The organism is Bacteroides sp. 90-K9/2 (assembly GCF_047310725.1).
GTDB classification, from domain to species: domain Bacteria; phylum Bacteroidota; class Bacteroidia; order Bacteroidales; family Bacteroidaceae; genus Bacteroides; species Bacteroides vicugnae.
Genome location: NZ_JBCGVL010000004.1, coordinates 59,710 through 73,840 on the forward strand (window position 1 = coordinate 59,710; position 14,131 = coordinate 73,840).

The following is a 14,131-nucleotide window of genomic DNA, read 5'->3' on the forward strand; positions in this document are numbered from 1 at the left end:
ATATGCCCGATAAATGCCTGTATGACGGGGATAGAAGTGTAACGCTCTCTTGAATCGTATTTATTATACCCGTATTTTTGTATAAAAAAGTAATGCTGTAAGAGTCTAAATTTAATATGTGCAAAAATGAAAAATAGTGGTATATTACTGATTATCGTATTCGTTTCTATTGTTCAGTTATCTTATGGGCAGGAAAGATATACAATCAGGGGTGAGTTTCCGGATCATTCTTTAGATAATGAATATATATTGTTATATGAGCAATCTGCTCTTTTAGGTGAGTCTGAACGTATGAAGCAGGCATTTATAGACAGTATATTAGTGGTTAATAAGGAATTCCATTATGAAGGGACGATTCATCGAAAACCTTTTTTGGCATCGCTCTCTTGCAGTAAAGGCAGACATTTTCGATATAACACAACTTTCGTTGTGGAACCAGGTGATATTCAACTTCGCATTGTCGACTGGGAAGGTGAGGGGAAAGTATCAGGGACTCTTATAAACGATGATTACAACACGTATATTATTGAACGGGGGAAATCAAGTAAAAAGGATGATGTATTTGTTGGGAACTGAATGGGAGGATATAACGAAAAGGAATATTCATACAAAGGATGACAAAAGTGTATCTTTCATAAATGCGTACACGTATGCCGAAGAAGGCAAGTCTCTTTTTCTGGAAAAATATGCCCAATATCCAGATGTTATTCGGTACTGGCTGGCTTTGTATATAGATCCAACTGATTCGGTAGCAAAGGAAACTAATCTGCCGCGATTTCTGCATATTGTAGATCTAATGCCTGAAGTTGATAGGGATATTCTTTTAGCTTGGAGAGAATACAGGATCAAATTGAAGGAATATCAGGAAAAGACTAAAGCTCTAAGAGATAGCTTGGATGCTAATAAACCTCGTTTCATAAATTAATAAGTATAATTAAAACTGAAAGACAATGAAGAAACATTTTTCTTTTTGGGCAGTAACATGTATGGTTATGCTGTTTGCTTTGGCTTTACCCGTTTCTGCACAAAGAACAAACGCGACAGATGAGTATAAAGAAACAATGAAGAAGATAATGAAGCTTTCCGGTGCTTCGACAACTACGGACGACTTTTCACGAAAACTGTCGTCTATGATGAAATTCAATGCACCGGAAAAGGATGAGGCTTATTGGAATGAATTTACTAAAAAATGGAAAGAGAAAATAGAAAATAAGGTGCTTGAAATGTATATGCCTATTTATGAGAAACACTTAACATTGGAAGATTTGAAAGCTGTTGTAGCATTTTATGAATCTCCTGTTGGCAAGAGATATGCGGAGACTTCATTGATTGCTATGAATGAGGCGATGCCATTGTTGGTGCAACAACTCCAGACAGAGATGTTCAAAGAGGTAATGCCAGAGAAAAGTGAACGAGTAAAAAGAGGGGAACAACGGATAAAAGAATATGAGCAAAAGAAGAAACGTGATAAAGAATTGTATGCACAAGCTTATATGCTTCCAAGCGATAGCGTAGTTGTAGTGCCCGAAAAAGTTTATGAAGATGGGATGTCAACAACTCCTTCCTTATATTCGATTGAAAGGAGAAAAAATGATACTAAAGTAACATTCATACAGCCTATTTATTGGGATTGGCAATGGCTGTATTTTAGTCCGGGATTCAAGATTATTGATAAGAAAAGTGGTGATGAATATATTGTGAGGGGATATGATGGGGGAGCTCCGATAGGCAGATTGTTGGCTGTCAAAGGATTTAATCATAAATATATTTATATCAGTCTCTTATTCCCCAAACTAAAGAAAAGTGTGAAAGAAGTTGATATTCTTGAATTGCCGCATGAGAAGGATAAAGAGCAATTACCTTCCAATGACAATGGCAAGTCTAAGTCATATTTTAATGTAAAGGTGAAGGATTATCAGGTTGCTTCCGGTAAGGGAAACAAGAAGGTTTATTTCTAATATAAACTGATTTTGTATGAGAAAACAAATTATGATTTTATGCACTTTTTGTGCTATTGCTATATTTTCTTCGGCTCAAGAGAAATACTTAATTAAAGGCATTGCTAATGAGGAATTAAATAATCAACAGTTGAATTTATGCCTGATGGGAAATGGAGAAAAAGCCAAAGAGGTTGTTTTGGACAGTGCAACAGTGGAAAAAGGTTTGTTCTCTTTTTCCGGTGTACATCAGATGCCTGATATTGCAATCATCAAGGATATGGATGGAGAAACCTATCCGTTGATTCTCGAAAAAGGAAAGATTTCAATCAATATTGGTGCGAATGAGAGAGGGGGAACACCTTTAAATGATTCATTGAATATAGCTTTAAATCGTATACAGCCTATAATGGACAATATGGTAAAAACATCAGAGGATATTTCTAAGTTAATGACTGGAATGAAGCCTGAGGAATTTGCTGATAAGATGATGAATGATACTATATTTAGAGGAAGATATGATAAGATAGAGAAGATTTTTTTTGCACAAATAGATTCAATATCATGTTGCATAAAGGATTATAAGAATAGTATAGTGGGTATATACCTATTCTCTGTTGGAGGTATGATGATGCCTTTTGATGATATGAAGACTTTGATGGAAGAAGCTCCGCCTATGTTTTCGCAAAATGGTCTGGTGAAAAACATAGTGGAAAAGAAGAACCAAGCGCAGTTGCGCATAAAGGCGGAAGTGGAAAAGACAATGTCCAAAGAACGAATGGAGGCTCAAAAAAAGCGGCAGGATATGGACGCTAAGATAAAGATTGGCGAACGTTTTCCGGATGCTAAAGTGAAAGATAATGCTGGCAACATGAAACTCTTGTCTGATTATGTGGGTAAGGGGAAGTATGTGTTGATTGACTTTTGGGCTTCATGGTGTGGTCCCTGCCGACGTGAAATGCCCAATGTGAAAGCTGCCTATGAAAAATATGTTTCTAAAGGATTTGAGGTGATTAGCATATCTACAGATCGGAAACTGAAACCTTGGAGGGCTGCTATTGAAGAACTTGGAATGAACTGGACACAATTATTGGATGTGGATGCTGGTGACGTATATGGCATTTATGCTATACCTAGAACTTTTCTTGTAGATCCTACAGGCATAGTTATAGACAAGAACTTGAGGGGGGAAAAGCTGGAAGAAGCTTTATCGAAATTGTTTGAATAATCGTTGTTTTGTTTTTTATTGTATTGGTGAATTGATAGTTGAAAGTTATTAGTATGATAACAACTATCAATTCACCAATGACTTTTATTGAATAAGAAGTCCATCTAATAATTCCAGATATAGCCCGATAGCTTCTTCTATCTCTTTCAGCATAATATATTCCTCTGCCGTGTGTGAACGGGACGAGCGTCCCGGACCTATTTTCACCGATGGAAAGGACATTAATGCCTGATCGGACAATGTTGGAGAACCGAAAGGCACACGTCCCTGCTTCACAGCTTTTTGGACAAACGGATGTTTCTCGTCGATTCGTGAAGAGTTGAGGCGGAATGAACGGGCTTGTGCTTCGCAGGAAATATGTTTCTTGATTTCCGCAAACAGTTCTTCATTCGAGTAAAGCTCGTTGCTTCGAACATCGACAACGAACGTACATTTGTCGGGAACGACATTGTGTTGTGTGCCGGCATTGATGACAGTGACACTCATCTTCACAGGTCCCAATAACGGTGATTCTTTCTCGAAACGATAATCACGGAACCAGGCAATGTCGTCCAATACCTTGTAAATAGCATTGTCTCCTTCGTTGCGTGCGGCGTGTCCCGCCTTACCTGTGGCAGTAACATCCAATACCATTAATCCCTTTTCGGCAATGGCAGGTTGCATCTCCGTCGGTTCGCCCACTATGGCAAATGAAACAGGAGGAAGTCCCGATAATACGCTCTCAATTCCGTCTTTTCCAGAAACTTCTTCTTCACAGGAAGCAAGATAAATCAGATTGTATTTTTGTGAAGTACGACATAGTTGCAGGAACACCTGTAATAGAGAAACAACACTGGCACCGGCGTCGTTACTTCCTAACCCATATAATTTACCATTCTCTTCACGTGGAGTGAACGGATCTTTCCGCCAACCATTAACAGGTTTCACTGTGTCTATGTGCGAGTTAAGTAAAATAGTAGGCTTCTTCAAATCAAACATAGGGCTAAAGCACCACACATTATTTCCTTTACGTCCGGTCTGCATACCTGCCATTTCAATATAATTTTGCAGGAAATCCGCAGCCTGGGTTTCTTCCCGGCTGATTGAAGGGATACTAATCAGCGATTTAAGTAGGCTTACAGCCTCTGTCGACATATACGGAATATCATATTTCATAGTGCAAATCTTTTATCTATATCTTAATCTTTGCACAAAGATAGTCGTTTTGAGCAATAGTTTCAAATAAAACTAATACCTTTGTGCCATATTTACTAATACAAAGAGTATGACTTATCATCATTTATCTGTCCTGGTCCATCGTCAGGCCGAAAAATATGGCGACAAGGTAGCCTTAAAATACCGCGACTATGAGACAGCTCAATGGATTCCTATTTCATGGAAGCAGTTCTCCGGAACAGTACGGCAAGCAGCTAATGCTTTCGTGGCATTGGGAGTGGAAGAACAAGAGAATATCGGTATATTTTCACAGAATAAACCCGAATGGTTCTATGTAGACTTTGGTGCATTTGCCAACCGGGTGGTTACCATTCCGTTTTATGCAACCAGTTCACCTGCGCAGGCGCAATATATCATCAATGATGCGCAGATTCGTTTTCTTTTTGTCGGTGAGCAATATCAGTATGATGCCGCTTTCAGCATCTTTGGTTTCTGTTCTTCTTTACAACAACTGATCATCTTTGACCGTTCGGTGGTAAAAGACCCTCGTGACGTTTCATCTATCTATTTTGATGAATTTATGGCGATGGGAGAGGGATTGCCTCATAATGATACGGTGGAAGAACGTACGGAGCGGGCTTCTTATGATGACCTGGCAAATATCCTCTATACTTCCGGCACAACGGGGGAACCGAAAGGAGTTATGCTTCACCATTCCTGTTATCTGGAACAGTTTCATACACACGATGACCGTCTGACGACGATGTCGGATAAGGATGTATCGATGAACTTTCTTCCATTAACACACGTGTTTGAGAAAGCATGGTGTTATCTCTGTATTCATAAAGGAGTGCAGATTTGTATCAATCTCCGTCCGGCAGATATACAAACAACGATTAAGGAAATTCGCCCGACACTGATGTGCAGTGTTCCCCGTTTTTGGGAGAAGGTGTATGCAGGGGTACAGGAAAAAATAAACGAAACAACAGGGTTGAAGAAAGCACTGATGCTGGATGCTATCCGGGTAGGTAGAATCCATAATCTGGATTATCTGCGTCAGGGAAAGACTCCTCCGGTGATGAATCAACTGAAATATAAGTTTTACGAAAAGACTATCTATTCTCTACTGAAAAAAACAATCGGTATTGAGAATGGTAACTTTTTCCCGACTGCCGGTGCTGCCGTTCCCGATGAAATCAATGAGTTCGTTCATTCGGTAGGAATCAATATGGTGGTAGGATATGGGCTGACGGAATCTACGGCTACTGTATCTTGTACGCTGCCGGTTGGCTATGACATCGGTTCGGTAGGCGTCGTATTGCCGGGACTTGAAGTGAAGATTGGTGAAGACAATGAAATCCTGCTTCGGGGTAAGACGATCACAAAAGGCTATTACAAAAAAGCGGAAGCCACAGCTGCCGCTATTGAGCCGGATGGCTGGTTCCATACAGGTGATGCCGGTTATTTTAAAAATGGTCAGCTTTTCCTGACGGAACGTATTAAAGACTTGTTTAAAACATCGAACGGCAAATACGTCGCTCCGCAAGCTTTGGAAACGAAGTTGGTCATTGACCGTTATATCGACCAGATTGCCATTATTGCCGATCAGCGTAAGTTTGTCTCGGCTCTGATTGTTCCTGTATATGGATTCGTAAAAGAGTATGCCAAAGAAAAGGGTATTGAATACAAGGATATGGCGGAACTGTTACAGCATCCGAAGATTGTAGGACTGTTCCGTGCACGAATCGATACACTTCAGCAGCAGTTTGCACACTATGAACAAATTAAACGTTTCACCTTACTGCCTGAACCATTCAGTATGGAACGTGGAGAGTTGACTAATACACTGAAACTGAAACGGGCAGTAGTTGCCAAGAATTATAGTGAGCAGATAGAGAAGATGTACGAAGAAAATGAGAAATAAGCGATAGGCGGTTTATCGTTAAAAATGAAACGGTAAACCGTAAATGCGCAAACAATAAAGAGTGTATTGGAGCTCTCTTTAAAGTATTACCCCTGTTACAGATTGAACTGTAACAGGGGTAAACTTTGTATTTAGGGGTGCTTTGACACCTTCTTTTTATTATTTATGGCCGGATCATTTCTTTTAATATCCGAAGATTTGTTCCTGAGTCAATTCTTCAATAGGACCTACAGCTTTCAATTTATCCAGCTCCAAATCTTTCTTATCTCCCAGAATACAATAAACATACGTACGTCCTTTTACCCATTGCTTTTGGAAATCGACAATATCTTTCAGCGTCATGTTCTGTATATCGTTGTAGAGTTTGATGCGCGGGTCTACGTTTTGCCCTAAATCCTGTGCATTGATATAACTCCAGATAATGTCACCCTTGATGATACGTTCGGTGCGCAGACGGTTGGTTAATCCGTCTTTAGCCAGTTTGAAAGCAGCTTCGGATTCCGGCATATTGTTGATGATGTCATTAAATGTAGTGACGGCATCAATCATTTTGTCGTTTTGCGTGGCAATCTGTGTACGTAGTACATAGGGATACTTCAAGTAACTCGGCGGCATTATGCTAGCCCAGGCGGAATAAGCCAATCCACGTGTTTCACGCATTTCCTGGAAGACGATGGAGTTCATGCCCCCTCCGAAGTATTCATCATATAATGCGCGGATAGGTTCAATAGCCGGATCATGCTTCTTGTCGAGATTGGATATCTGTGCCATGTATATTTGCTTGGCGTCATAAGGAGCTATTAGAACTTTAGTGACGGGAGTCTCGAGATAAGAATACTCGTTTCCGGCAGGAATCTCTTTCAGAGTTGCCGGAACCTGATGATATTGGTTGATGGTAGCCAGTAAATTTTTGCTGCTGCTTGGACCGTAGTATAAAATACGGTGTTTGTAGCTGTTCTGATTGTGAATCCGGTCTACCAGTTCCTGTGGATTCATATTTGTCAGTTCCGCTTCCGTCAGTAGATTGGTGGCAGGGGATTTGGGACCGTACATGGCAAAGCTCATCAAACGGGAGAAGTTCTGTCCCTGATTCAGTTTGGCATCCGAACGGGCTTTCAGTATATCGCCGGTCATATTAGTATAGGCTTCCTTATTAACCTGCGCATCTGCCAGCAGCTTTTCGAATAATTGTACGGCAGCAGGCATGTTCTCATTCAGTCCGGAAAGTACGACATACGTGCGTTCGTTACCCGGAGAAACATAGAAAGTACAAGCCAGGCGATAGAATTCACTTTTCAGTTCTTCCGGTGTCATGTCCGAAGTACCCAGATATTCGAGATAATCGAATGCTGTTCCCAAAGCTTTGTCATGGTTGTTTCCCATATCAAAGACATAAATCAATTGGAACAGGTCATTGGCTACATTCTGCTTGTAAAGAACCGGAATATCCGATTTTGCTTTTAACTGGCTCATATCCTTTTGATAGTCGAGGAACACAGGTTCAATCGGTTTAACTGCGCTTTCCTGTACCTCCACAAGGAACGGACTGGCTACATCACGATTGGTTATGATGGGAGTAATCTCCGGTTTCGTCATCTTCTTTTCGTTCGGGTCTTTTCCTTGCTTTTTGTAGATAACGGCATAATTATCTTCTTTCAGGTATTTGTTGGCGAACGCTAGGATGTTTTCTTTGGTCAGTTTGGCCATGCGGTCGATGGCAGTAACTTCATTTTTCCAGTCTGTGCCGTTGATAAATGAGTTGACAAACATATCGGCACGTCCTTCGTTGCTTTCCATGTTTTGCAGTTCACCGAGCTTGAAGTTGTTGATGTTCGCTTCCAGCATTTTCTCGTCGAACTCTCCGGCACGGAGCTTCTTGATTTCGCTGAGTAGCAAGTCTTTTACCTCTTCCAGTGTTTGTCCTTGTTTGGGAAGTCCTCCTAACAGCAATGCAGAGTAATCTGCCAGTCCCATCGGGTAACCGTAGCTATTCAACACTTTCTGCTGCTGGTTCAGGTCAAGGTCGATAAGTCCTGCCTTTCCATTGTATAATACTTGCGAAACGACTTGCAGGATTTCAAAGTCCTTGTCGGACACACCGGGGAATCTCCAAGCCAGTGCAACGCTTTCGGCATCCGGACCTAGCACTTCTTTTACAACAGGTTGCGTGATTGGCGCCTCTTTCGGCAGGTCCAGTTTCGGAAGTTCCGGATTGGGTTTCAATCCGCCGAAATATTTGTCGATCAACGCAATCGTTGCATCCGGGTCTAAATCGCCGGACATACAGATTGCCATATTGTTAGGCACATACCATTGTTTATAGTAGTTCTTGATATTCGTGATAGAAGGATTCTTCAGGTTTTCCTGCGTGCCTAACACAGTCTGTGTCCCATAAGGATGGTTGGGGAAAAGAGAAGAAAAAATAGCTTCCTGCACTTTGCTATTGTCACGGGTGAGCGACATGTTCTTCTCTTCATATACAGCTTCCAATTCAGTATGGAAACCACGAATCACATTGTTTTCAAAACGATCTGCCTGAATCTTCGCCCAGTTTTCTATCTGGTTGGAAGGAATGTCTTCCTGATAGACCGTCTGGTCATACCAGGTATAAGCATTGCTGCCGGTAGATCCGATAGCTGCCATTAATTTGTCATATTCATTAGGGATAGCATACTTGGAAGCTTCGTAAGAAAGGCTGTCGATGGTGTGGTAAATCGCCTTACGTTCCGCTTCATCCGTAGTCTTACGATAAATCTCGAACTGTTGTTCGATTGCATCCAGCAGAGGCTTTTCGGTCGCGTAGTCTTGTGTGCCAAACTTGTCAGTGCCTTTAAACATCAGGTGTTCGAAATAATGAGCAAGTCCCGTCGTTTCTGCCGGGTCATTCTTTCCGCCCACTCTTACTGCGATAAATGTTTGTATGCGCGGAGTCTCCTTGTTTACGGTGAGGTAAACCTTTAGTCCGTTGTCCAGTGTGTAAATGCGGGCCTTTAGCGGGTCATCGGGCACTGTTTCGTAGCTATACTTCTTTTGTGAGCTACAGCTGCAAATCACTAATGCCAGGAAGAGTGACAAGCAAGAAAGTTTCAATCGTTTGTTCATAATATGACAACATTTTAATAACAAAAACAAAGGTAGCAGAATTTTGCTTATCTTTGTCCCCGATATCTGAAATTTGTAAATAATAAAATTGTAAATCAAATGATTACTATTGAACAACTTAAAGACGTGAAAGAGCGCACTGATGCGCTGAGGAGGTATCTTTGACATCGACGGGAAGAAAATTCAAGTCGAAGAAGAGCAATTAAGAACACAAGCTCCGGGATTCTGGGATGACCAGAAGAGAGCCGAAGCTCAAATGAAACTGGTGAAAGACCTGCAAAAGTGGATTGAGGGTTACAACGAACTCAAGACGCTGGCAGATGAACTCGAACTGGCATTTGATTTCTATAAAGAAGAACTGGTGACTGAGGAAGATGTAGATGCTGCTTATGCAAAAGCCAGTGAGGCGGTAGAGGCGCTCGAACTCAAAAATATGCTTCGTGATGAAGCCGACCAGATGGATTGTGTGCTGAAAATCAATTCAGGTGCCGGTGGAACGGAAAGTCAGGACTGGGCTTCCATGCTGATGCGTATGTATCTGCGTTATGCCGAGACGAATGGTTATAAAGCTACCATTGCCAACCTTCAGGAAGGGGATGAAGCCGGAATCAAGACCTGTACTATCAATATCGAAGGTGACTTTGCTTATGGTTATTTGAAAGGAGAGAACGGTGTGCACCGTTTGGTCCGTGTTTCTCCCTACAATGCGCAGGGTAAACGTATGACCTCTTTTGCTTCTGTGTTTGTTACTCCGTTGGTAGATGACAGTATTGAAGTTAATATTTTGCCTGCCAATATCTCTTGGGATACGTTCCGAAGCGGTGGTGCCGGTGGACAGAATGTGAATAAGGTGGAGTCCGGTGTCCGTTTGCGTTATCAGTACAAAGACCCTTATACCGGTGAGGAAGAAGAAATCCTGATCGAGAATACCGAAACCCGTGACCAACCGAAGAACCGTGAGAATGCAATGCGTCAGTTACGTTCCATCTTATATGATAAGGAATTGCAGCACCGTATGGCAGAACAGGCAAAGGTGGAAGCCGGTAAGAAGAAGATCGAATGGGGTTCTCAAATCCGAAGCTACGTATTCGATGACCGTCGTGTGAAAGACCATCGTACCAACTATCAAACCTCGGATGTGAACGGCGTGATGGATGGTAAAATAGATGGTTTTATCAAAGCTTATTTGATGGAGTTTTCTTCACAGGAATCATAAAAAATAAAATTAGCAAGAGTTATTTTTGGAAAGTTAATAGATTTGTACTTACTTTGTTAGCGTTGAACTTTAAAGCTAACTATTATGGGTAAGGTGAAGAAAAAAGTAGCAATTAGTAAAAAAGAAGAAGAACAAGCCCAGAAGGTTGTCAAAATAGTGTTCGTCTCATTAATTATTTTGGCATTGATTATGCTGATCGCATTTTCCTTTTTCGGCTGATAGTTCGCCACAAATTATACGGTTAACCCAGATTGTTTGGTTATTGATAGGATGAATATCAAATCCGATGTGTGTTAATCAGCGTAATTTGTGGTGAACTCTTTGTTTTGTAATGCATTTGTATTCTCTGTAATATAAATGTAACTTTTCTGTCATTTTCCCGTAGTTAATTTGTCATCTCCGTGTATCCTCACAGTTGTACTTTTGCCGTGAATTTAGTAGCAGACAACTGAAATGAGTAGAATCACAACAACCGTCGTTATGCTTTTGCTGGCGACAATGGCCTTTGGACAGGCAAAAGAAGATGCAGGGGATGGTAAGAAGCTGGATAAGCAGACCATGGAGTTTAAGGATTATCTGCCGGAGATTCACGGAACTATCCGGGGAAAGTACGAATACCAGACAGAAACAAGTGAAAGCCGTTTTGAAGTACGTAATGCACGCTTCAGTGTTTCGGGAAATGTGCATCCGATAGTTGCCTATAAAGCGGAAATCGACCTTTCTGATGAAGGTTCTATCAAGATGCTTGATGCGTATGCACGTGTTTTTCCGGTGAAAGACCTGAATTTTACGATTGGTCAGATGCGCGTTCCTTTCACGATAGACGCTCACCGTTCACCACATCAACAGTATTTTGCAAATCGCTCATTCATAGCTAAACAAGTAGGAAATGTGCGTGACGTCGGTTTCACGGCCGGCTATACGAATAAAGGCGGTTTCCCTTTTATCCTTGAAGGAGGATTATTCAACGGCTCCGGTTTGACCAATCAAAAGGAATGGCACAAAACGCTGAATTATTCCATAAAAGCACAGCTATTACCTAATAAGAACTGGAACCTGACACTTAGTACCCAAATGATAAAACCGGAAAATGTGCGTATTAATATGTATGATGCCGGTATCTATTATCAGAATGATCGTTTTCATATTGAGGCGGAATATTTATATAAGATGTACGGGCATGAAGCATTCAAAGATGTTCATGCAGTGAATAGCTTTATCAATTACGATTTACCACTGAAAAAAGTATTCAATAAGATCTCTTTCCTGGCTCGCTATGATATGATGACCGACCATAGTGATGGCAAAATGGATGAAACGACAAAAGCCCTGATTATAAATGATTATGCCCGCCACCGTGTGACAGGTGGAATCACATTAAGTCTTTCCAAAGCCTTCATTGCCGACCTCCGGCTGAATTTCGAAAAATATTTCTATAAGAACTCCGGCATCCCCAAAGAATCGGAACGGGATAAGATCGTGATTGAATTCATGACGAGATTCTGATGTAAATTGAGAATTGAAAATTGAGAATTAAGAAATGATAGTTTGATACCTTGCATCGTGTATCAGAAAACTACAGCGTTTTGATTCTCAATTTTCAATTTTTAATTTATCTTTGTGTCATGGCACAAGAAATAGAACGTAAATTTTTGGTTACCGGTGAATTTAAATCTTTGGCTTTTGCGCAGAGTCGCATTGTACAAGGGTATATCAGTAGTGCTCGTGGGCGTACTGTCCGGGTTCGTATTCGGGATGATAAGGGGTATTTGACGATAAAGGGGGCTTCTAATGCTTCCGGTACCAGCCGTTATGAGTGGGAAAAGGAATTGCCTTTATCAGAAGCGGAAGAATTGATGAAACTTTGCGAACCGGGGATCATTGACAAGACCCGTTATTTGGTGCGCAGTGGCAAACATACATTTGAAGTCGATGAATTTTATGGTGAGAATGAAGGACTTATTGTGGCGGAAGTAGAACTGGAATCAGAAGATGAGGCCTTTGTGAAACCCGGTTTTATTGGTCAAGAGGTTACCGGAGATATACGCTACTATAACTCACAGTTAATGAAAAAACCGTATAAAACGTGGTGAACGTTAACAAATAAACCGTATATTTGTTCTTATATAAAAAAGAGAGCAGTGTATGGATATGGAACAGTTGTACGGTTATGTGCCGCGTGAATTGGTTACTTTTGTTTTAGTTACTTTGTTTTCATTGCTAATCGGACTTTCGCAGCGTCGGATCAGTTTGAAGCGTGAAGGTGAGACTACTCTTTTCGGAACCGACCGAACTTTTACCTTTATCGGTATACTGGGCTACCTGCTTTATATACTTGATCCTATGGATATGCGCTTATTTATGGGAGGCGGAGCGGTGCTGGGATTGCTATTGGGATTAAACTATTATGTAAAGCAATCACAATTTCATGTCTTTGGCGTGACTACCATTATTATAGCCCTGATTACTTATTGTATGGCTCCTATCGTAGCTACCCAACCTTCCTGGTTTTATGTCATGGTGGTTGTGACAGTGCTTCTGCTGACCGAACTCAAACATACTTTTACGGAATTTGCGCAACGAATGAAGAATGATGAAATGATTACGTTGGCAAAGTTCCTGGCTATCAGTGGTATTATATTGCCGATGCTTCCGCATAAAAATCTGCTTCCGGATGTAAATCTCACTCCTTACTCTATTTGGCTGGCAACGGTAGTGGTATCCGGTATTTCTTATCTCTCTTATTTATTAAAGCGATATGTATTTCATGAATCCGGAACATTAGTCTCCGGTATTATCGGCGGATTATATAGCAGTACGGCTACTATCTCGGTACTTGCCCGTAAAAGCCGGAAAGCTTCGGAGCAGGAAGCTACTGATTATGTTGCTGCCATGTTATTGGCTATCAGCATGATGTTTCTGCGCTTTATGATATTGATACTTATTTTCAGTCGGGAAATCTTCTTGTCTATTTATCCGTATCTGTTGACTATGGCAGTGGTGGCAGCTATTGTGGCCTGGTTTATTCATTCCCGTCAAAAGCGTTCCAACGACCAGCCTGTCGAAGCGGAAGAGGATGATAGCAGCAATCCATTGGAATTTAAAGTTGCTTTGATTTTTGCCGTACTCTTTGTCGTATTTACTTTCTTAACTCATTATACACTCGTTTATGCAGGTACAGGCGGATTGAATCTCCTGTCTTTTGTATCTGGTTTTAGTGATATCACTCCTTTCATATTAAACTTGTTGCAAAATACGGGTAGTGTTGCTGCATTGATAATTACTGCTTGTAGTATGCAGGCTATCATCAGTAATATAATGGTAAATATGTTTTATGCTTTATTCTTTGCCGGGAAAGGAAGTAAACTTCGTCCTTGGATTCTGGGAGGGTTCGGTGTGGTGATTGCTTGTAATCTTGTGTTGTTGCTGTTCTTTTATATTTAAAGGGGCTTTTAGGTATAAAACAACTGTTATTTGTATGGACGAGATAGATTCTTAGATTTATTTTAGAATAAAATGCTCATGTATATAATTCCATAAAAATATCCCTATCTATTTTTACTTGATAT

12 protein-coding genes are annotated in these 14,131 nt (G+C 40.9%); 10 read left to right on the forward strand and 2 right to left on the reverse strand.

Annotated features, from left to right (window positions below; all coding sequences use genetic code 11):
* Nucleotides 1-126: 126 nt before the first annotated feature.
* Genes AAHJ11_RS11510 through AAHJ11_RS11525 form a run of 4 tightly spaced genes read left to right on the forward strand, consistent with a single transcriptional unit; the run spans nucleotide 127 to nucleotide 3,165 of the window.
* Entirely contained in the window at nucleotides 127-576 is a 450-nt protein-coding gene (locus tag AAHJ11_RS11510; protein ID WP_320974417.1) for a DUF4369 domain-containing protein, read from the forward strand.
* A complete protein-coding gene (locus AAHJ11_RS11515) occupies nucleotides 554-925 on the forward strand; it encodes a hypothetical protein (protein WP_413579551.1) in 372 nt (123 codons plus the stop codon). The genes AAHJ11_RS11510 and AAHJ11_RS11515 overlap by 23 nt, the downstream gene beginning before the upstream one ends.
* Before the next feature lie 25 nt (nucleotides 926-950).
* A complete protein-coding gene (locus AAHJ11_RS11520) occupies nucleotides 951-1,958 on the forward strand; it encodes a DUF2059 domain-containing protein (RefSeq protein ID WP_320974415.1) in 1,008 nt (335 codons plus the stop codon).
* Nucleotides 1,959-1,974: 16 nt separating this feature from the next.
* Nucleotides 1,975-3,165, forward strand: coding sequence for a TlpA disulfide reductase family protein (locus tag AAHJ11_RS11525; RefSeq protein WP_320974414.1), 1,191 nt, complete (start codon nucleotides 1,975-1,977; stop codon nucleotides 3,163-3,165).
* 84 nt (nucleotides 3,166-3,249) lie between these two features.
* On the opposite strand, the gene AAHJ11_RS11530 is transcribed toward AAHJ11_RS11525, so the two are convergent.
* Nucleotides 3,250-4,320: a M20 family metallo-hydrolase gene (locus tag AAHJ11_RS11530; protein WP_217721791.1), complete on the reverse strand. Its 1,071-nt coding sequence runs from the start codon at nucleotides 4,318-4,320 to the stop codon at nucleotides 3,250-3,252.
* A 109-nt stretch (nucleotides 4,321-4,429) separates the two neighbouring features.
* Here AAHJ11_RS11530 and AAHJ11_RS11535 point away from each other — a divergent pair, with 109 nt between their 5' ends.
* Nucleotides 4,430-6,244 (forward strand): AMP-dependent synthetase/ligase, encoded by a 1,815-nt coding sequence (locus tag AAHJ11_RS11535; protein WP_148364084.1) that lies wholly within the window; start codon nucleotides 4,430-4,432, stop codon nucleotides 6,242-6,244.
* Nucleotides 6,245-6,427: 183 nt separating this feature from the next.
* Here AAHJ11_RS11535 and AAHJ11_RS11540 read toward each other — a convergent pair whose 3' ends face one another.
* The gene (locus tag AAHJ11_RS11540; RefSeq protein ID WP_320978790.1) at nucleotides 6,428-9,346 is read right to left on the reverse strand and encodes a M16 family metallopeptidase; all 2,919 of its coding nucleotides are present in this window, start codon (nucleotides 9,344-9,346) and stop codon (nucleotides 6,428-6,430) included.
* Between the two features lie 99 nt (nucleotides 9,347-9,445).
* On the opposite strand from AAHJ11_RS11540, the gene prfB reads away from it, so the two are divergent.
* From prfB to AAHJ11_RS11565, 5 genes are all read left to right on the forward strand, one after another.
* Nucleotides 9,446-10,562, forward strand: a protein-coding gene (gene prfB / locus AAHJ11_RS11545; RefSeq protein ID WP_143256892.1) for a peptide chain release factor 2 whose coding sequence is annotated in 2 segments (ribosomal slippage) — nucleotides 9,446-9,508 and nucleotides 9,510-10,562 — 1,116 coding nt in all. Because the reading frame shifts where the segments join, the coding sequence is not laid out codon by codon here.
* Nucleotides 10,563-10,646: 84 nt separating this feature from the next.
* Nucleotides 10,647-10,781 carry a hypothetical protein gene (locus tag AAHJ11_RS11550; RefSeq protein WP_004299554.1) on the forward strand — a complete coding sequence of 45 codons (135 nt, stop codon included), beginning with the start codon at nucleotides 10,647-10,649 and terminating at the stop codon, nucleotides 10,779-10,781.
* A gap of 234 nt (nucleotides 10,782-11,015) precedes the next feature.
* Nucleotides 11,016-12,068 (forward strand): OprO/OprP family phosphate-selective porin, encoded by a 1,053-nt coding sequence (locus tag AAHJ11_RS11555; RefSeq protein ID WP_259022031.1) that lies wholly within the window; start codon nucleotides 11,016-11,018, stop codon nucleotides 12,066-12,068.
* 119 nt (nucleotides 12,069-12,187) lie between these two features.
* Entirely contained in the window at nucleotides 12,188-12,655 is a 468-nt protein-coding gene (locus tag AAHJ11_RS11560) for a CYTH domain-containing protein (RefSeq protein WP_259022032.1), read from the forward strand.
* A 58-nt stretch (nucleotides 12,656-12,713) separates the two neighbouring features.
* Nucleotides 12,714-14,006, forward strand: a complete 1,293-nt coding sequence (locus AAHJ11_RS11565) for an MgtC/SapB family protein (protein WP_148364248.1) — start codon at nucleotides 12,714-12,716, stop codon at nucleotides 14,004-14,006.
* Nucleotides 14,007-14,131 lie beyond the last annotated feature (125 nt).

Bases quoted from the DNA above. Each gene is read 5' to 3' on its own strand.
- AAHJ11_RS11535 (WP_148364084.1), top strand. From the start codon at position 4,430: ATGACTTATCATCATTTATCTGTCCTGGTCCATCGTCAGGCCGAAAAA.
- AAHJ11_RS11560 (WP_259022032.1), top strand. From the start codon at position 12,188: ATGGCACAAGAAATAGAACGTAAATTTTTGGTTACCGGTGAATTTAAA.
- AAHJ11_RS11555 (WP_259022031.1), top strand. From the start codon at position 11,016: ATGAGTAGAATCACAACAACCGTCGTTATGCTTTTGCTGGCGACAATG.
- AAHJ11_RS11525 (WP_320974414.1), top strand. From the start codon at position 1,975: ATGAGAAAACAAATTATGATTTTATGCACTTTTTGTGCTATTGCTATA.
- AAHJ11_RS11550 (WP_004299554.1), top strand. From the start codon at position 10,647: ATGGGTAAGGTGAAGAAAAAAGTAGCAATTAGTAAAAAAGAAGAAGAA.
- AAHJ11_RS11520 (WP_320974415.1), top strand. From the start codon at position 951: ATGAAGAAACATTTTTCTTTTTGGGCAGTAACATGTATGGTTATGCTG.
- AAHJ11_RS11540 (WP_320978790.1), bottom strand. From the start codon at position 9,346: ATGAACAAACGATTGAAACTTTCTTGCTTGTCACTCTTCCTGGCATTA.
- AAHJ11_RS11530 (WP_217721791.1), bottom strand. From the start codon at position 4,320: ATGAAATATGATATTCCGTATATGTCGACAGAGGCTGTAAGCCTACTT.
- AAHJ11_RS11510 (WP_320974417.1), top strand. From the start codon at position 127: ATGAAAAATAGTGGTATATTACTGATTATCGTATTCGTTTCTATTGTT.
- AAHJ11_RS11515 (WP_413579551.1), top strand. From the start codon at position 554: ATGATGTATTTGTTGGGAACTGAATGGGAGGATATAACGAAAAGGAAT.
- AAHJ11_RS11565 (WP_148364248.1), top strand. From the start codon at position 12,714: ATGGAACAGTTGTACGGTTATGTGCCGCGTGAATTGGTTACTTTTGTT.